The following is a 16,754-nucleotide window of genomic DNA, read 5'->3' as shown; positions in this document are numbered from 1 at the left end:
GTGTGGCAGCGCGCTTGAACAAACTTCATCAGACTCGCGCTCTACTGGGGTTCTGCGTTTCGGTGTTTTTCATGCGCGTGTTGCTTTTACTGGCCGCTCTACTGTTCGGCCTGCCGTCTTTTGCGGCTTCTCGATGTGACGTCAATGTCCCGACCCAAACGGTCGACCTGGCTCAGGTGAGCATCGCCTACCAGAGCATCGGCCGTGCGTCCGATCCGGCCTTGCTGCTGGTGATGGGCCTGGGCGGGCAGTTGATCCACTGGCCCGACGAAGTTGTCGTCGCCCTGTGCCAGCAAGGTTTCCGGGTGATCCGCTATGACAACCGCGACGTCGGCCTGTCCACGTGGCGCCAGGCGCCTGCGAGCGCCAACCTGACCTTCGAGGTGCTGCGCTACAAGCTTGGCCTGCCCGTGGCGGCGCCCTATACCTTGACTGACATGGCCGATGACGCCATCGGTTTGATGGACGCCTTGCAGATCGAGCAATTCCACGTGCTGGGCGCGAGCATGGGCGGGATGATCGCCCAGCACCTGGCCGCCATGGCGCCGCAGCGGGTCGAGAGCCTCACGCTGATCATGACCAGTTCCGGTGCCGAAGGCCTGCCGGCGCCGAATGCGGCGCTGGTGCAATTGCTGTCGCGGCGCAGCGCGCCGAACCGTGAAGTGGCGCTGGAGCAACAGGCGGATCTGCTCGCCGCACTGGGCAGCCCGAACGTGAAGGATGATCGCCAGGCCTTGCTGCACCAGGCGGCGCTGTCCTACGACCGGGCCTTCAACCCGGACGGCGTGAAGCGCCAGATCATGGCGATCCTCGCCGAGCCGAGCCGCGTGCCCTTGCTCAACCAATTGCGCGTGCCGACGCTGGTGGTGCACGGTACCGCCGACCCGCTGCTGCCGGTGATGCACGGCGTGCACCTGGCGGCGCATATACAAGGCAGCCAGTTGAAACTGATCCCCGGCCTGGCCCATCGTTTCCAGGAAGCATTCAAGGCGCCGTTGCTGGCGGCAGTGCTGCCGTACCTGCAAGCCCATCGCGAAGATGCCGCGCACTGGGCGCAGATCGATCCGGTCGGCCCTTCGAAGCTGCTGTGACATTGGTGTATCGTGCAACCTTTGTGGCCCATTTGCGCCTGCGAGGTTGCCTGTCATGAGTACTCCCCTGAAAATCGATTTCGTCAGCGACGTGTCCTGCCCCTGGTGCATCATTGGCCTGCGCGGGCTGACCGAAGCCCTTGACCAGCTTGGCGCCGAGGTGCAGGCCGAGATCCATTTCCAACCGTTCGAACTGAACCCGAACATGCCTGCCATCGGTCAGAACATCGTCGAGCACATCACCGAGAAATACGGCTCCACCGCTGAAGAATCCCAGGCCAACCGTGCGCGCATCCGCGACATGGGCGCCGAGCTGGGCTTTGCCTTTCGCACCGATGGCCAGAGCCGCATCTACAACACCTTCGACGCACACCGCCTGCTGCACTGGGCCGGGCTCGAAGGTTTGCAGTACAACCTCAAGGAAGCGCTGTTCAAGGCGTACTTCACCGATGGGCAGGACCCGTCCGACCACGCCACCCTGGCGATCATCGCCGAAAGTGTCGGCCTGGATATCAAACGCGCAGCCGAGATTCTCGCCTCCGACGAATACGCCGCCGAAGTGCGTGAGCAAGAGCAGCTGTGGATCTCCCGTGGCGTGAGCTCAGTGCCGACCATCGTGTTCAACGACCAGTACGCCGTCAGCGGTGGCCAGCCAGCGGAAGCCTTTGTCGGTGCCATTCGCCAGATCATCAACGACGCGAAAAACTAAAGCCGAACGGAGTTCAAAATGTGGGAGGGGGCTTGCCCCCGATGACAGTGGATCAGTTAGGACATCCTTGACTGATACGCCGCCATCGGGGGCAAGCCCCCTCCCACATGTGTTATTCAATGGTTCTTGAAATAAGTGCTGGCCCGTCCTTTGCATTGACCCCCTAAAGCCTTAGGGGACACTGCCTTGAACATTCTTGACCTCGACCACAGCCTCACGGGCCAGGCGCCGATTGCCCGGCGTTTGGCCAATGGCCGCGCCCACCGTATCGACCTGCTCGACCTGGGCCCCAAGCTGCGCCTGTGGTCCACCGAAAAAACCTGGAAGCGCTTCGCCGAACGCATGGCCCAACGGCCCCGGCCCACGGATGCGCGCCCGGAAATCCTGTTTGTCGGCTCGGGTGATTACCATCACCTCACGCCGGCGTTTCTCGCCGATCTCAAAGAACCGATCAGCCTGATCCACTTCGACAACCACCCCGACTGGGTGCGCTTTGCGCCCAAGCGCCACTGTGGTTCGTGGGTCAACCGCGCGCTGAAAATGCCGGCGATCAAACGCATCGTCACCCTCGGCCCCTGCAGCGATGACCTGCATAACCCGCAGCTGCGTGGCGGCAACCTTGGCGCCCTCAAGCGCGGGCACTTGCAGCTGTTTCCCTGGCAGCACGCGCCCTCGAAAGTCTGGGGGCGGGTAGGGGACGGCGCCGGCCATCGTCAGCAGGAAGACCACCTGCACTGGCGCAACCTGGCCGAGCTGGATTGGGCGGCTTTCCTGGAGCAGATGATCAGCAGTCTGCCCACCGAAGCGATCTGGATCACCCTCGACAAAGACGTGCTTGCCAGTGAAGACGCGGCCACCAACTGGGACCAGGGCGGCATGCGCCTGACCCACCTGCTGCAAGCCCTGCGGGCCTTGGCCGCGCGCAAGCGCATCATCGGCATCGATGTGTGCGGCGAGTTCGCCCAGCCGGCTTTCAGCAACGCGTTCAAGCGCTGGGAAGCCAAGTCGGACCAGCCACCACCCGAACGCTGGAGCGCGCAAGACCTGCAGCGCAACGCTGCCACCAATGAAGCCTTGATTGATCTGTTTGAGGAGCTGTTTCCGTGACCTTGACCGTGGTGTTGCTGGTGGCGTTTTCCATCGTGCTCGATGTGATCGGCCAGCTGTGTTTCAAGATCGGCCTGGACCGTTTACCCGAGCTGGACGGCGGCTTTCGCCTGAATGCGTTCTGGGGCCAAGTGTTCAATGCGCCGTTGCTGTGGGCCGGGATCGGCGCCTATGCGATCGAATTTTTCGTGTGGCTCGAAGCCTTGTCCCGCGCACCCTTGAGCCTCTTGTTTCCGGCTGCCGCGCTGGCCTATTGCGGGGTGGTGCTGGCGGGCAAAGTGGTGTTGGGCGAGACCGTCAGCCGCCGCCGTTGGTTGGGCACGCTGGTGATTACCTTGGGAGTGATGTTGGTGGCGATTGCAGGGAGCCAGGCATGAGTACGCAAACGATGAATACCGGATGGCTGCACGGGCGCTTCGGCACGGTGGTGCTGTGGGCCTTATTGATCTGCACCGAAAGCGCCGGTCAGCTGTTTACCAAAGTGGCCGGGGACCAACTGGGGCAGATGGATTTCAACTGGCAGTGGCTGGGTGAAGTGGCGCGCAACCCCGGGATCCTGGCGGCGATCGCCAGCTACATCGGCGCGTTTTTCGTGTGGATGCTGATCCTGCGGCGCAGCAGCCTGTCCCTGGCGTTTCCGCTGAGCTCACTGGTGTTTGTGGTGGTGTTGCTGGGGTCGTGGCTGGGGCTGGGGGAACATATCAGCCCGCTGCACTGGGTGGGGGTGGCGGTGATTATCGCCGGCATCGCCCTGCTGGCCGAAGGCGAAGAAAACTGATCACGTTGGCCGGTTTGATTTTTGTGGTGAGCGAGCTTGCCTCGCGCAGGGCAAGCCTGCTCACCACAGGGGTTAGTGGCGAGTCAGGCTTTTCTGTGCGCCACCAGAAAGCCCAGCCCGTGTGACACTGGAAGCTGCTTCACCCCCGCCTCACGCTGTTGCTCGGCAATCTCCCGATGAAACGCCTTCACCTTGGTCCAGTGCATCTTCGGTCGGTAGTGGTGCTCGGCGTGGTAGCCGTTGTTCATCCAGATCAGGTTGTACAGCACGCTGTAGGAACTCACGCCCCAGGCAATCGGCAGGTCCGGGTTGCCGCCGAAGTGTTCGTAGTAGCCATTGAGCGACGACAGGCACTGGCCCAGGTACCAGAACGGCAACAGCCACAGCACCGCCTGCCAGTTGTAGAACGCCAGGGCGACATAGAACGCCACCGTCACGATGATCTCGACTTTGACCCAGCGTGCATCGGCCGGGCGTTTGCGCTTCATCTCGTCATAGAACGGCTTGGGATCGTCGCGGAAAAAACTCAGGAAGGTATAGGCCCACGGGTTTTCCGGTTGGCCATTGTGGCCGCGCTGGTAGATCGACAGCGGGTCGATGGTTGTGCCATCCGGCCCCGGTAGGTCGGCGTTACCACGGTGATGGCGGTTGTGGATATCGCGGTAGAGCGTCTGGGAAAAACCGATGGTCACCGACAGCAGCAGGTCGAAGGCCCGGTTCATCGCGCGATGGGTGAAGTAGGCGTTGTGAATCTGGTTGTGGGAGATGCTGTTGATGCTCCACGACAAGCTGATCGCGTAGATCAGTGCCAGGGGCACCAGCGCCCACCAGCTCAGGCTATGGAAGGCGGCAACCAGCCAGATGACAAAGGCGAAATGCGCCAGGCCCAGGGCGATGGGCACCAGGTCCCAGAGCGAGTGATGCAGCAGGCGGTAAGCGGGGCGAGCCATGAAGAGTGTCCTGGAAAAATGGATTCCAGCACCTCATTGCAAACCCCAGACCAACCTCAATCGAATGTGTAGCTGATGGCCGTCTGCACCTGGCCCTGGTTCACTTCGCCGGTCTGCCGGACGATGCTGCTGTCCGCCGCCGAGCCCACCAGATGCACCCAGCTCGCGCTGGTCAGCAACGACCATTTGGCCGCCAGGGGAAACTCGAAACTCTGGGTCAGCGTCACGTTCTGGAAGCCGCCGCTGGCGTTGTACGGCCGAAAGCCCGAAGCGGCTGCCTCGTTGTCATCCACGCCGAAAAACGTCTGGGTTTGGCGGGCATCGGCGAAGTGCGCCACCAGGCCACTGCTGCCGATCACACCGTTACCCAACGGGTAGCCCAGTTCGCCGCCGACCTTGCCCAGCGCGCCGCTCTGCGAATGGCCGCCGCCGACGGCCTGGCCCAGCTGTGCATACACCCGCCAGAAATCAGCCGGTGCGTACTGAACGAAACCGCCTACCTCGGCCATGTCCGACACATTGCGCAAGCCCTGCAGCGAGCCGTTCGAGGTGCGCCCCTGCAGGTAATTGATATACGGGCCGGCGGTAAAACCGTTGCTGTCCAAGGCGCTCCAGGTCAAGCCGTCGTCGGTACTCAGGCTGACAGAGCCCCAGTCCAGATCGACGTAGGGAACGGGCCGCGTTTCGTAGCGGCTGCCAGTAGGGTCATGGGGCTGGTAGCTGACGCCTGCGCCGACGTCGCCGGTGATACCGGCGGCCTGAGCCGCGTTCGAAACGCTCCAGAGGCCCAGTAAACCGGCCAGTGCAGCGCAAGTGATCCTCAACATGGTCACTGTTCCTTGATTGATTACGTGCGCATGAACGCGCAAAGCGTCGACCCCGCGCAAGCACTCATCTTGTTTGTAGCAAGCTACAAAAATTGTAGCTCCTGCGACACAAATCATCCTCGAAGCCGAGCCAAGCCCCAGCCCCGCTGGGCTTGCGCCAGTTGGCACAGTCCCTGCTCTACACCTTTTTGCAAGCGCACACAGCGCGCTCCTCCAAGGTAAACAACGATGATCCAATGGCATATCGTGTGTGACTTCGACGGGACCATCACCCCCACCGATGTCATCGACAACGTCCTCCAACGCTTCGCCGGCCCCGAGTGGGAAACCATCGAACAGGAATGGCTGGATGGGCATATCGGTTCACGCGAATGCCTGAGCCGCCAACTGGCGCTGATCAAGGCCACCCCCTCCGAGCTGCTTTCGTATTTCGACAGCGTCGAGATCGACCCGGACTTCCCGGATTTCGTCGACCACGTGATCGGCCTGGGTGCGTCCATCGAAGTGGTCAGCGACGGCATCGAGCAGGGCATTGCGCGGATTCTGTCACGCAACTACGTGACCCTGCTGCCGATCCTCGCCAACCGCCTGCGCCAGGTCGACCAGAACAGCTGGCGCATCGACTTCCCGTATGCCAGCGATGCCTGCCGTGCCGCCTCCGGCAACTGCAAGTGCAAGTCCACGCCGCGCAACAAGCGCGTGCTGGTGATCGGCGACGGCAAGTCCGACATGTGCGTGGCCTCCACCGCCGATTTTGTGTTTGCCAAGGGCAGCCTCGCCGACTACTGCGTGGCCCACGACATCCCACACGCGCGCTTCGACACCTTCGCCGAAGTGCCGGCATTGCTGGCGCTGCTGCCACAAGGCATCGCCGCCAACGCCAACTCCTTTACTGCTGACAACCAGGAACTCTTCCACCATGTCTGATATCCGTATCGCTACCGCCGAAGACCAGGTTCTTCTGGATAAAGAAGCCAAGTATTGCTCCTACGGCGACACCGTTCACTACATCGAACCACCCCGTATTTTCAGCCGCTGCGAAGGCTCCTACGTGTGGGACACCGAAGACCAGGCCTACCTCGACCTGCAGATGTGGTACTCGGCGGTCAATTTCGGCTATGCCAACCCGCGCCTGAACAATGCGCTGAAACAACAGATCGACACGCTGCCGCAGATCGCCAGCCAGTACCTGCACAAGGGCAAGATCGAGCTGTCGGAAATGATCGCGGTGGACGCCAAGAAGAAATTCGGCCTCGACGGTCGCGTGCACTTCAACGTCGGCGGTTCGCAGTCCATCGAAGACTCCCTGAAGGTGGTGCGTAACGCCACCAACGGCAAGAGCCTGATGTTCGCCTTCGAAGGCGGCTACCACGGGCGTACCCTCGGCGCCTCGTCGATCACCTCCAGCTACCGCTACCGTCGCCGCTACGGCCACTTCGGCGAGCGTGCGCAGTTCATTCCGTTCCCGTACCACTTCCGTGGCCCTAAAGGCATGACCAAGGAAGAATACGGCAGCCACTGCGTGCAGCAATTCGCCCGCCTGTTCGAGACCGAATACAACGGTGTGTGGGACCCGAAAGTCGGCCAGAGCGAATACGCCGCGTTTTACGTCGAGCCGATCCAGGGCACCGGCGGCTACGTGATCCCGCCGATGAACTTCTACCGCGAACTCAAGCAGGTGCTGGATCAGCACGGCATCCTGATGGTGTCCGACGAAATCCAGATGGGCTTCTACCGCACCGGCAAGTTGTGGTCGATCGAGCACTTCGACGTGCAACCGGACGTGATCGTGTTCGGCAAGGCCCTGACCAACGGCCTCAACCCGCTGGGCGGCATCTGGGCCCGTGAAGAGTTGATCAACCCGAAGGTCTTCCCGCCAGGTTCCACCCACTCCACCTTCGCCTCCAACCCGTTGGGCACGGCGGTCGGCCTGGAAATGTTCAAGATGACCAACGAAGTCGACTACGGCGCGATGGTCATGGCCAAGGGCAAATTCTTCCTCGAAGGCCTGCAAGACCTGCAGAAACGTTTCCCAATCATCGGCGACGTCGACGGCCTAGGCCTGGCCCTGCGCTGTGAAATCTGCGGCCCGGATGGTTTCACGCCAGACAAGGCGACCCTGGACTACATGGTCGAAGAAGGCATGAAGGGCGACATGGTGGTGGACGGCCAGAAACTCGGGCTGATCCTCGACGTGGGCGGTTACTACAAGAACGTGATCACCCTGGCACCGTCCCTGGAAATCAGCTACCCGGAAATCGAACTGGGCCTGAAGCTGCTCGAGCAACTGCTGGTGCGGGCGACCAACCGGTGAACACAGCAGAGATCGACCTCGGTGAAGGTACCGCCGGCTTCGTTCTCGGTGACGGTCCGGTCGGGATCCTGTTGATCCACGGCCTGACCGGCACCCCGACGGAATTGCGCCAGGTCGCCAAGGGCCTGGCCAAGGCGGGCAACTGCACGGTGTACGTGCCCACCCTGGCCGGGCACTGCGGTGACAACAGTGACCTGCAGGCCACGGGGTGGCTGGACTGGTACGAAGGCGTACGCAAGACCTTCGTGGGCGTGAAGCAACGCCACGCGCAGGTGTTTGTCGGCGGCTTGTCGATGGGCGCGGTGATGTCGATGTACCTGGCGTCGGAGCATCCGGGCCAGGTGGCCGGTTTGCTGATGTATTCCACCACGCTCAAGTACGACGGGTGGAGCATCAACAAAATGGCGTTCATCACGCCGTTGCTCATCCGTATCCCGTTCGGCGTACGCCTGTTCCGCTTCACCGAGAAGCCGCCCTACGGCATCAAGAATGAACGCCTGCGCGCCATCGTTGAACGGCAAATGAAGGAAGGCGAAAGCAGCGAGGCGGGCCTGTTGACGATGGAGGGCGTGACAGTGCGTGAATTGCACTGGATGAACGCCGTGGTCAAAAAACGCATGCCGTCGATCAACGTACCGGCGCTGGTATTGCACTCTATCGAGGACGACATCACCAGCCGCTGGAACGCCGATTACGTGGAACGCCACCTCGGCGGGCCGGTGACCAAGATCCTGTTGGACAACTGCTACCACATGATCACCGTCGACCTGCAATACCGCCGGGTGATCGAATTGAGTGCGGGGTTCGTCGAACAGCATGCCCAGGCCATCCCGGCCCCTCAAGATTATCGACAGCGGGCATAAGCCTTAAGGACACGATGTGATCACCGCCCAAGCCTTCCCGACCATCCGGGCTATCCAGCGCAGTGCCTGGAACGACTGTTTCCCGGGTGCCCTGGAGGACTGGGACTATTACGTTGCCGTGGAAAACGCCGCCATTGATGATTTTCAGTGGCGTTATCTCGCGGTTTATCAAGATGGAACGCTGGTGGCGGTGGCGGCCGCGTTCATCACGCATTATCGCCTCGACACCACGGTGTCGGGCGCCGGCAAGCGCTTGGCCGAGCGTGTGGAGCGATTGTGGCCGGGGCTTTTGCAACTGGGGCTGTATGCCCTCGGATCGCCAGTGGCCGAACGCTGTGACGTGGGTTTCGCCAGCAGCGTGCCGGATGCCCAGCGTCCGCTGTTGCTCAAGCACTTGCTGCAGGCCGCTCGCCAGGATGCCGATGACTTCGGCATCGGCCTGGTGGCGGTCAAGGATGCGCCGAGCAAAGACCCGCACTGGCTCGAGAGTTGCCGGGCGGCGGGCTTCCAAAGCATGCCGAGCCTGCCCACGGGCGTGCTGCCGCTGCCCTATGGTTCGGTGGATGCCTACCTGGGCTCGCTGGGCAAATCCACCCGCAAGGACCTGCGCCGCAAGCTGCGCGCGCCGGGCCCGCGGGTAGAATGGCGGCGCAACATCGACGACGTGCTGCCCGAAGTCATGCGCCTGTACGAAGCCACGCTCACGCGTGCCGAGTTGCAGTTCGAGCGGCTGCCTGCCGGTTACTTCACCTCGGTGCTCGAACGGCTTGATGAGCGCGCGGTCTGTGTTCTTTACTGGGTGGACGAGCAACTGGTGGCGTTCAACCTGATGCTGGTCGACCAACACCGGCTGGTGGACAAGTTTTTCGGGCATGACGTCGCGTTCACCCGCGACTACAACCTGTACTTCCGTAGCTGGCTGACCAATGTCGACTACTGTATTCAACACAATATTGCCGTGTATGAGTGCGGGCAGGCCGGGTATGCCAGTAAGCTGCGCCTGGGCTGCGAGTTCCAGGGCAACAGTGTGTATTTTCGCCACCGCAACCGGCTGGTCAACAGCCTGCTCAAGCTTGTAAAACTGTTTATTCGACCGGATCGTTCCGACCCTGCCATGGCTGCTGCGATAAGCGAAACCTGATGATCACCAAGACCCGCCAGAAAGCCCGCCCCTTTGCCATTTCGCGTTGGAGCGTCCAGCGCAAGCTGGTGCTGGCGTTCTGGTTGGTCAGCGTGATTCCCACCATGATCGCAGCAGAGCTGGCCGCCACCACGTTGTCGCAGATCTTCGACAGCAACGTGCGCATTTGGCTGCAGGAGTCGACCAAGATCGTCAAGGACGAAATCGGCGACATCCTTCATGACAACGCGCGCATGGCCAAGCTGTTCCTGCGCTACACCAGCCCGCCCTCCAACCGGCAGGCGGCCAAGCACGACCGGCTGACTGCCGACATTGCCGATGCCACGGACATCGACGTGGTCGCGCTGATCCGCGTCAGCGACCACAAGCTGGTGTTCAGCACCGCCTCCGACGACATCGTCAAACAGATCAGCCTGACCAGCAACGCGGTGTTGCAGACCGTGCAGGTGGCCGGGGTGAGCACCGGGATCGTGGTGTCCACCTTCGAGACCACCCAGGACGGTGTCGATTACCTGCTGCTGGTGGCCACGTACCTGGACAGCAGTTTCCTCACCAGCGTGGCCGATGTGCATTCCCTCGACCTGCGCCTGTACCTGGCCAACCCCGATGGGTTCTCCGAGATATTCTCCACCCAGCGCTTCGAGGATCACCCCTCGCGTATCCCCAAGAACGTCGAAACTGCGATGCGCAGCACCAAGCAGCCCAGCGAGCAGTTCACCAATAACTACAGTGGGTTGTACTGGCCGATCTTCAACGACGCCGGCGACTTGCAGGGCGTGATTTTCAGCGGCCTGCTGCGCCACACCAGCCTGGTGGGGCTGGTGAACCAGAGCAATCTGTTCGTGCTGATCTTCCTGCTCAGCTCGGCATTGTCGCTGGCGGCGGGGGTGTTGGTGTCGCGGCGCCTGACCAAGCCGCTGCGAGACCTGTCCCAAGGCGTGAGCGCGGTGATCTCCGGCGATTACGCGCACCGCGTGGTGGTCAGTGGCGGCGACGAGCTGGCGCAGTTGAGCAGCACCTTCAACCATATGACCGAACGCCTGGGCGAGTTGCATTACCTCGAAGCCCAGCTGCGCCGGCGTGATCGCCTGCATGCCCTGGGTGAAGTCGCCATGGGCCTGGCCCACGAGATCCGCAACCCGCTGGGCATCATCAAGACGGCCACACAGTTGCTGCACCGCCGCGCCGACCTGGCGGACACCGACAAACGCCACTTGGAATACGTGATCAGTGAAGTCAGCCGCATCAACGACCTGATCACCGAGTTCCTCGACTTCGCCAAGCCCAACCCGCCGCTGCGCGTGTTGCAGCCTGCGCGCCCGTTGGTGGAGGAAATCCTCGGTTTCTGCGCCCCGGAACTGGCCACCCATAACATCGACGCGCACATCGATGACCAGGCGCCGGGGGCGACGATCTACGCGGACGCCAAACAGCTCAAGCAGGCGTGCCTCAACCTGATCCTCAACGCCATCGACGCGATGCCCGAAGGCGGGCGCCTGACCCTGGGCATTCGCACGCTGGACGACAACACCGTGATCAGCATCGCCGACACCGGCCAAGGTATCCCGGCGGAAATGATCGAGCGTATCTTCACGCCATTCGTCACCACCAAGGCCTCTGGCACCGGCCTGGGCCTGGCCAAAGTCTATTCGATCATGGAAAGTCACGACGGCAGCATCGAATGTGCCAGTGAGAAAGATGCCGGCGCCACCTTCAGCCTGTACATTCCGGCGATTGGCGAAGACGACGAGGACAGTCATGACGCATAACATTCTGGTAGTCGACGACGAACCCAAGCTCTGCGACCTGCTGGCGTCGGCCCTGGGCCAGAACGATGTGCAGGTGTTTATCGCCGGCAACGGCCTGCACGCGCTCAAGGTGCTGGAGCAGGAAGACATCGACCTGGTGATCAGCGACTGGCGCATGCCCGGCATGGACGGGCCGGCGCTGCTCGCCGAGATCAAGGTGCGTTACCCCCATGTGCCGGTGATCGTGATGACCGCCTACAGCACGGTGAAAAACGCGGTGCAGTCGATGCGCAACGGCGCCTACGACTACATCGCCAAGCCGTTCGACATCGACGAGCTGGACATCACCGTGGCCAAGGCCCTGCAGTTTCGCGACATCATGCGCGACAACGCGCGCATGCGTGCCGAGCTGGATGAACACGCGCAGTTCGACAGCCTGGTGGGCGACAGCCCGGCGTTTCGCAAAGTACTGCAAGCCGTGGACTCGGTGCGCGACAGCAGCGCCACCATCTTGCTGACCGGCGAAAGCGGCACTGGCAAGGAAATGGTCGCACGCGCCATCCACAAACACGGCAGCCGTGCCGACCAGCCTTTCGTTGCGGTCAACTGTGCGGCGATCCCGGAAGGCTTGCTGGAAAGCGAAATGTTCGGCCATCGCAAAGGCGCGTTTACCGGTGCCGTGGCCGACCGGGTAGGGCGCTTCCAGCAGGCCGACAAGGGCACGTTGTTTCTCGACGAAGTGGGCGACATGCCGTTGGCGTTGCAGGCGAAGATCCTGCGGGCGTTGCAGGAGCGGGTGATCGAACCGGTGGGCGACCCGCGCGAGCGCAAGGTGGACGTGCGCGTCATTGCCGCCACCAACAAGAATTTGCTGGACGCGGTGGCCAACAAAGAGTTTCGCGAAGACCTGTATTACCGCCTCAATGTCTTCCCGATCCCGCTGCCGGCCTTGCGTGAACGGGTGGAAGACATCGCGCCGTTGGCCCGCCACTTCGCCCACACCCTGAGTGCCACCGCCGGCAAACGTATCACTGGCTTCAGCCCGGAGGCGTTGCAGGCCATGGCGGCGTATCACTGGCCGGGTAATATCCGTGAGCTGCAGAACTGCGTGGAGCGCGCGACCATCGTGGCGGCCTCACCGGTGATCGAGGACATCGACTTGCCGGGTTACCTGTTTGCGTCCAAGCCGAGCGAGGGCGGTGTGACGGCGATTCTGAGCGATGGGCCGGGCATTCCCCAGGACCTGGATGCGGCGCTGGCAGAGGTCGAGAAGGCCTATATCCTGGCAGCGTTGCAGGAGAGCAACGGCGTACAGGCCGCGGCGGCGGCGAAGATCGGGATATCGGAGCGCAGCTTCTGGTATCGCCTGAAGAAGCTGGGTATCCAGGTCGACAAGATCGTGCGCTGACACACTGAGGTTCAAATGTGGGAGGGGGCTTGCTCGCGAAAGCGGTGTGTCAGTCAAATATGTTCCAACTGAACCACCGCATTCGCGAGCAAGCCCGCTCCCACAGTTTTGACCGTGTTGGGTCAGGCGTGAACGCGGACCCAGATGCTGACCAATATCGTAGCGGCCATCAACCACGCCACCGCCGCCACGGCCAGTGACGCTTCCAACCGCATCCGATCGACCATCACATACAATGTCGCCAGGTACACGAAGTACGGAATGATCGACCACATCCCGAACAGGATCGTGGTCTTTAAGTCGTCCACCGAACGGCCCTTGCCGACGATGTAGTGGGCGATCAACGCAAAGGTCGGAAACAGCGGCACCAGGCCTGCGATGTAGTAGTTCTTGGTCTTGGCCAGCGCGGCCAGGATCAACACCACGGCCGCGCCCAGGGCGGCCTTCAATACCAGATCCATCAGTGGCTCAACCCGTATTTTTTGACTTTGTCGAACAGCGTGGTCTTGGCCATCCCCAGTTCCTGGCTGGCCTGGGTCAGGTTGCCGCCGCTGCGTTGCAGGGCATCGTTGAGCAGGTTGCGCTCGAAGGCTTCCACCGCCTCGGTAAAGGCCAGGCCCTGGCTGCCGCTGCTGGCGCCGCTTTTCTTGAAGGCGGGCAGGCCGAGGGCGAAGCGTTCGGCGACATTGCGCAGTTCACGCACGTTGCCGGGCCAGTCGTGGCTCATCAGGCTGGACAGGGTCTGGTTGTCCAGCTCTGGCACACTGCGGTCAAAACGCAGTGACGACTGCTGCAGGAAGTGTTCGAACAGTTGCAGGATGTCTTCGCGGCGTTCGCGCAGGGGCGGCAGTTCCAGGGTCACCACGTTGAGACGGTAGTACAGGTCGCTGCGGAACTGGCTGGCGCGGCTCAGTTCGTCGAGGTCGGACTTGGTGGCGGCGATCACTCGGCAATCCACCGCGACGCTCTGGTTGGAACCCAGGCGTTCGAGGGTGCGTTCCTGCAACACCCGCAACAGTTTGATCTGCAGGTTGATCGGCATGCTTTCCACTTCGTCGAGGAACAGCGTGCCTTCGTGGGCGTGTTCGATCTTGCCGATGCGACGCTTGCCCGCACCGGTAAAGGCGTTGGCTTCGTGGCCGAAGATCTCGCTCTCGAACAGGTTCTCCGGCAGCCCGCCGCAGTTCAGGGCGACGAACTGGTGGGAGTGACGGCGGCTGAAGTCATGCAGGCAGCGTGCGACCAGTTCCTTGCCGGTGCCGGTCTCACCCTCGATCAGCACGTTGGCCGAGGTGTCGGCGACGTTGGCGATCAATTCGCGCAGGTTCTGCATGGCTGGCGAACGGCCAATGATGCGGCCTTCCAGCGAGTCGCGCTCGGCCAGTTGGCGGCGCAGCGACCAGACTTCCCGCGCCAGCCCGCGCTGCTCCAGTGCGCGGCGGGCGACATCGACTAGGCGTTCGGGGGAGAAGGGTTTTTCCATGAAGTCGTAGGCGCCGTTGCGCATCGCGCCGACGGCCATGGAGATATCGCCATGCCCGGTGATCAGCACCACCGGCAGGCTTTTATCCAGGGCCTTGAGGCGCGTGAGCAACTCCAGGCCGTCGATGCCCGGCAGGCGGATATCGCTGATCACAATGCCCGCGAAGTTCTCGCCGATACGCTTCAACGCTTCTTCGGCACTGCCCACGCCGACGCTGGGAATGTCTTCCAGGGCCAGGGCTTGCTGGCAGCCCAGCAGCACATGGGGGTCGTCTTCGACGATCAGTACGGTGAGGTCGTCTTTAAGGGCTGTAGCGTCTGTATTCATGTCGACTCAGCTTTTTGAGCGCCCGCCAACGGCAGGCACAAGACAAAGGCCGTTCCACCACTGGCCGGGTGCTCCACGGCGAGGTTACCGCCGGTGGCTGCTGCGAGGCTGGCGGACAGGGTCAGGCCCAGGCCCAGGCCTTGCTCGCCGGGTTTGGTGGTGAAGAACGGTTCGAACAAATGCTTGCGCGCCTCGGGGTCGATGCCGTGGCCATTGTCGCGCACTTGCAGGCGGTATTTATCGTCGACGGTGCTGCCTTCCAGCCACAGTTCGGGAGCCGGTTGGGCTTGCATGGCGTCGAGGGCATTGCCGATCAGGTTGACCAGGATCTGCTCCAGGCGCGTCTGGTCGATTTGCAGTTGGGCGTTGGAAAAGTCGCGGTGCAGGGTCAGTGGCAGGCTGTCCAGGCGTGCGCCGAGTACCTGGAACGTGGCGTCCACCGCCTTGGCAAGGCTGGCTTCACCCTGATCGTCGCCGCGTCGGGCGAAGGAGCGCAGGCTGGCGGTGATGCGGCCCATGCGGTCGATCAGTTCGTTGATGGTCTTGAGGTTGGCGCTGGCAGTATCCAGGGCGCCACGTTCGAGGAAGCGCACGGTGTTGCCGGACAGGGTGCGCAGCGCGGCCAGGGGCTGGTTCAATTCGTGGGCAATGCTGGTCGACATCTGGCCGATGGCCGCCAACTTGCCGGCCTGCACCAGTTCATCCTGGGCGCGGCGCAGGGTTTCCTCGGCCTGGCGCCGTTCACGGATCTGGCCCTTGAGCCGTTCATTGCTGGCGCGCAGGTCGGCGGTGCGTTCGGCAATCCGCCGCTCCAGCTGGCTGTTGGCTTCTTGCAGGGCTTCGCGCGCGGCGAGGCGGGTGGCGATGACCTTGCGACGCTCGTTCCAGGCAATCAGCAAAAACGCCACCAGGCCAAACGCGACCGCCACCAGGATGCCCTGGTTGATCGCGGCGCGGCGCAGGTCGTTGAGCGGGGTCAGCAGGGTGAAATTCCAGGGGGTATCGTTGAGCGGGCGGGTCTGGGCCAGGTAGCTGACTTCATGCTCGTCGTTGACCACTTCGCTGTTGGCGGGAAAGGTCAGTTTCTCGGTGCCTTCGTTGAGGCGCTCGCGGGCCAGGGGCTCCAGCTCGTTCAGCGTCGCCCAGTAATATTGCAGGCTGTGGGCCAGGCGGTCCTTGGTGTCATCGCTCAGCGGGCGCACGGCCTTGAGCCGGCGGGCCGGGTCGCTGGAGAGAATGATGATGCCGTTCTCGTCGCTCACAAAGGCTTCGAGGCGTGCGCGTTGCCAGCGTTCTTCCAGGGCTTCGAGGCGCACCTTGACCACGGCGACACCGATGATCTTGCCATGCTCCTCCAGGCCGTGGGCCAGGTAGTAGCCGGGTTCGCCGTTGGTGCTGCCGATCCCATAGAAACGCCCGGGCTGGCCACGTACGGCGTTCTGGAAATAGGCGCGGAAGGACAGGTCTTCACCCTGATAACTGTCGGCATCGCGCCAGTTACTGGTGGCCAGCACACGGCCGGTGGTGTCCATCACGTAGATGGCCCGACTGCGACTGCGTCGGTTCAGGCCTTCGAGATAATCGTTGACGGTCTTGCGGGTTTCCTGGTTCGGGTCGGCCAGCAGCGTGGAGACGCTGGACTCCAATTCCAGCAGGCTGGGCAGGTAGGTGTATTTGCTCAGTTCGCTTTCGACGGTGCGGGCATGCAACTCCAGCTGACGTTCGCCGGTGTCGCTGAGGGTGCGGATGCCGTAGTACTCACTGATCCAGAAGCCGATATAACCCAGGCCGATCATCAGGGCGATGATCAACGGCGGCAGGAACAGTTGGCGGATCAGACGTGGTTTCACGGCAAGTGATGGCGGTGCGGCGCGAAATTGGTTGGGGTCGCATTTCATCACAGATGCCTTGGGTCAACCAGAGCCGCAAGCCCTGTGACGAACATGGCTCATGTAGGCGCTGGCTTGCCAGCGATGCAGGCACCTCGGTGTGTCTGTGACACCGAGGT

16 protein-coding genes are annotated in these 16,754 nt (G+C 62.4%); 11 read left to right on the top strand and 5 right to left on the bottom strand.

Annotated elements, in window-relative coordinates:
* The first annotated feature begins 71 nt into the window (after window positions 1–71).
* The 5 genes from KHP07_RS02800 (at window position 72) to KHP07_RS02780 (ending at window position 3,685) form a co-directional block, all read left to right on the top strand.
* Window positions 72–1,091, top strand: coding sequence for an alpha/beta fold hydrolase (locus tag KHP07_RS02800; RefSeq protein ID WP_078047098.1), 1,020 nt, complete (start codon window positions 72–74; stop codon window positions 1,089–1,091).
* 55 nt (window positions 1,092–1,146) lie between these two features.
* The gene (locus KHP07_RS02795) at window positions 1,147–1,800 is read left to right on the top strand and encodes a DsbA family oxidoreductase (RefSeq protein ID WP_100491409.1); all 654 of its coding nucleotides are present in this window, start codon (window positions 1,147–1,149) and stop codon (window positions 1,798–1,800) included.
* 186 nt (window positions 1,801–1,986) lie between these two features.
* Complete coding sequence (locus KHP07_RS02790) at window positions 1,987–2,907, top strand: arginase family protein (protein WP_078047100.1); 921 nt, start codon at window positions 1,987–1,989, stop codon at window positions 2,905–2,907.
* The gene (locus KHP07_RS02785; RefSeq protein WP_010212789.1) at window positions 2,904–3,284 is read left to right on the top strand and encodes a DMT family transporter; all 381 of its coding nucleotides are present in this window, start codon (window positions 2,904–2,906) and stop codon (window positions 3,282–3,284) included. The genes KHP07_RS02790 and KHP07_RS02785 overlap by 4 nt, the downstream gene beginning before the upstream one ends.
* Window positions 3,281–3,685 (top strand): EamA family transporter, encoded by a 405-nt coding sequence (locus KHP07_RS02780; RefSeq protein WP_078047101.1) that lies wholly within the window; start codon window positions 3,281–3,283, stop codon window positions 3,683–3,685. Before KHP07_RS02785 ends, KHP07_RS02780 begins: the two co-directional genes overlap by 4 nt.
* Before the next feature lie 83 nt (window positions 3,686–3,768).
* Here the strand turns inward: KHP07_RS02780 and KHP07_RS02775 are convergent, their stop codons facing one another.
* Window positions 3,769–4,635 carry a fatty acid desaturase family protein gene (locus KHP07_RS02775; RefSeq protein WP_214496558.1) on the bottom strand — a complete coding sequence of 289 codons (867 nt, stop codon included), beginning with the start codon at window positions 4,633–4,635 and terminating at the stop codon, window positions 3,769–3,771.
* Between the two features lie 56 nt (window positions 4,636–4,691).
* The gene (locus KHP07_RS02770) at window positions 4,692–5,462 is read right to left on the bottom strand and encodes a MipA/OmpV family protein (protein ID WP_214496557.1); all 771 of its coding nucleotides are present in this window, start codon (window positions 5,460–5,462) and stop codon (window positions 4,692–4,694) included.
* Between the two features lie 228 nt (window positions 5,463–5,690).
* Between KHP07_RS02770 and KHP07_RS02765 the strand changes: the two genes are divergently transcribed.
* Genes KHP07_RS02765 through KHP07_RS02740 form a run of 6 tightly spaced genes read left to right on the top strand, consistent with a single transcriptional unit; the run spans window position 5,691 to window position 12,936 of the window.
* The gene (locus KHP07_RS02765; RefSeq protein WP_078047104.1) at window positions 5,691–6,389 is read left to right on the top strand and encodes an MtnX-like HAD-IB family phosphatase; all 699 of its coding nucleotides are present in this window, start codon (window positions 5,691–5,693) and stop codon (window positions 6,387–6,389) included.
* A complete protein-coding gene (locus KHP07_RS02760) occupies window positions 6,382–7,776 on the top strand; it encodes an aspartate aminotransferase family protein (RefSeq protein ID WP_078047105.1) in 1,395 nt (464 codons plus the stop codon). Before KHP07_RS02765 ends, KHP07_RS02760 begins: the two co-directional genes overlap by 8 nt.
* Entirely contained in the window at window positions 7,773–8,639 is an 867-nt protein-coding gene (locus tag KHP07_RS02755; protein WP_214496556.1) for an alpha/beta hydrolase, read from the top strand. The genes KHP07_RS02760 and KHP07_RS02755 overlap by 4 nt, the downstream gene beginning before the upstream one ends.
* 16 nt (window positions 8,640–8,655) lie before the next feature.
* Complete coding sequence (locus KHP07_RS02750; RefSeq protein WP_214496555.1) at window positions 8,656–9,780, top strand: GNAT family N-acetyltransferase; 1,125 nt, start codon at window positions 8,656–8,658, stop codon at window positions 9,778–9,780.
* Window positions 9,780–11,549 (top strand): sensor histidine kinase, encoded by a 1,770-nt coding sequence (locus KHP07_RS02745; RefSeq protein WP_078047108.1) that lies wholly within the window; start codon window positions 9,780–9,782, stop codon window positions 11,547–11,549. The genes KHP07_RS02750 and KHP07_RS02745 overlap by 1 nt, the downstream gene beginning before the upstream one ends.
* Window positions 11,539–12,936, top strand: coding sequence for a sigma-54-dependent transcriptional regulator (locus KHP07_RS02740; protein ID WP_099494166.1), 1,398 nt, complete (start codon window positions 11,539–11,541; stop codon window positions 12,934–12,936). The genes KHP07_RS02745 and KHP07_RS02740 overlap by 11 nt, the downstream gene beginning before the upstream one ends.
* A 122-nt stretch (window positions 12,937–13,058) precedes the next feature.
* On the opposite strand, the gene KHP07_RS02735 is transcribed toward KHP07_RS02740, so the two are convergent.
* The 3 genes from KHP07_RS02735 to aauS are packed head-to-tail and all read right to left on the bottom strand — an operon-like array spanning window position 13,059 to window position 16,644.
* The gene (locus KHP07_RS02735; protein ID WP_028619050.1) at window positions 13,059–13,397 is read right to left on the bottom strand and encodes a GlpM family protein; all 339 of its coding nucleotides are present in this window, start codon (window positions 13,395–13,397) and stop codon (window positions 13,059–13,061) included.
* A complete protein-coding gene (aauR, locus tag KHP07_RS02730; protein ID WP_078047110.1) occupies window positions 13,397–14,746 on the bottom strand; it encodes a two-component response regulator AauR in 1,350 nt (449 codons plus the stop codon). Before aauR ends, KHP07_RS02735 begins: the two co-directional genes overlap by 1 nt.
* Window positions 14,743–16,644, bottom strand: a complete 1,902-nt coding sequence (aauS, locus tag KHP07_RS02725) for a two-component sensor histidine kinase AauS (RefSeq protein ID WP_099494168.1) — start codon at window positions 16,642–16,644, stop codon at window positions 14,743–14,745. Before aauS ends, aauR begins: the two co-directional genes overlap by 4 nt.
* Window positions 16,645–16,754 lie beyond the last annotated feature (110 nt).

The organism is Pseudomonas sp. VS40 (genome assembly GCF_018587885.1).
Taxonomy (GTDB): Bacteria; Pseudomonadota; Gammaproteobacteria; order Pseudomonadales; family Pseudomonadaceae; genus Aquipseudomonas; species Aquipseudomonas pergaminensis.
This window is presented reverse-complemented; position numbering and strand designations above follow the sequence as displayed.

Coding starts and splice junctions, on each gene's coding strand:
- KHP07_RS02760 (WP_078047105.1), top strand. CDS start 6,382: ATGTCTGATATCCGTATCGCTACCGCCGAAGACCAGGTTCTTCTGGAT.
- KHP07_RS02780 (WP_078047101.1), top strand. CDS start 3,281: ATGAGTACGCAAACGATGAATACCGGATGGCTGCACGGGCGCTTCGGC.
- KHP07_RS02770 (WP_214496557.1), bottom strand. CDS start 5,462: ATGTTGAGGATCACTTGCGCTGCACTGGCCGGTTTACTGGGCCTCTGG.
- aauR (WP_078047110.1), bottom strand. CDS start 14,746: ATGAATACAGACGCTACAGCCCTTAAAGACGACCTCACCGTACTGATC.
- KHP07_RS02795 (WP_100491409.1), top strand. CDS start 1,147: ATGAGTACTCCCCTGAAAATCGATTTCGTCAGCGACGTGTCCTGCCCC.
- KHP07_RS02800 (WP_078047098.1), top strand. CDS start 72: ATGCGCGTGTTGCTTTTACTGGCCGCTCTACTGTTCGGCCTGCCGTCT.
- KHP07_RS02735 (WP_028619050.1), bottom strand. CDS start 13,397: ATGGATCTGGTATTGAAGGCCGCCCTGGGCGCGGCCGTGGTGTTGATC.
- KHP07_RS02775 (WP_214496558.1), bottom strand. CDS start 4,635: ATGGCTCGCCCCGCTTACCGCCTGCTGCATCACTCGCTCTGGGACCTG.
- KHP07_RS02765 (WP_078047104.1), top strand. CDS start 5,691: ATGATCCAATGGCATATCGTGTGTGACTTCGACGGGACCATCACCCCC.
- KHP07_RS02745 (WP_078047108.1), top strand. CDS start 9,780: ATGATCACCAAGACCCGCCAGAAAGCCCGCCCCTTTGCCATTTCGCGT.
- aauS (WP_099494168.1), bottom strand. CDS start 16,644: ATGAAATGCGACCCCAACCAATTTCGCGCCGCACCGCCATCACTTGCC.
- KHP07_RS02740 (WP_099494166.1), top strand. CDS start 11,539: ATGACGCATAACATTCTGGTAGTCGACGACGAACCCAAGCTCTGCGAC.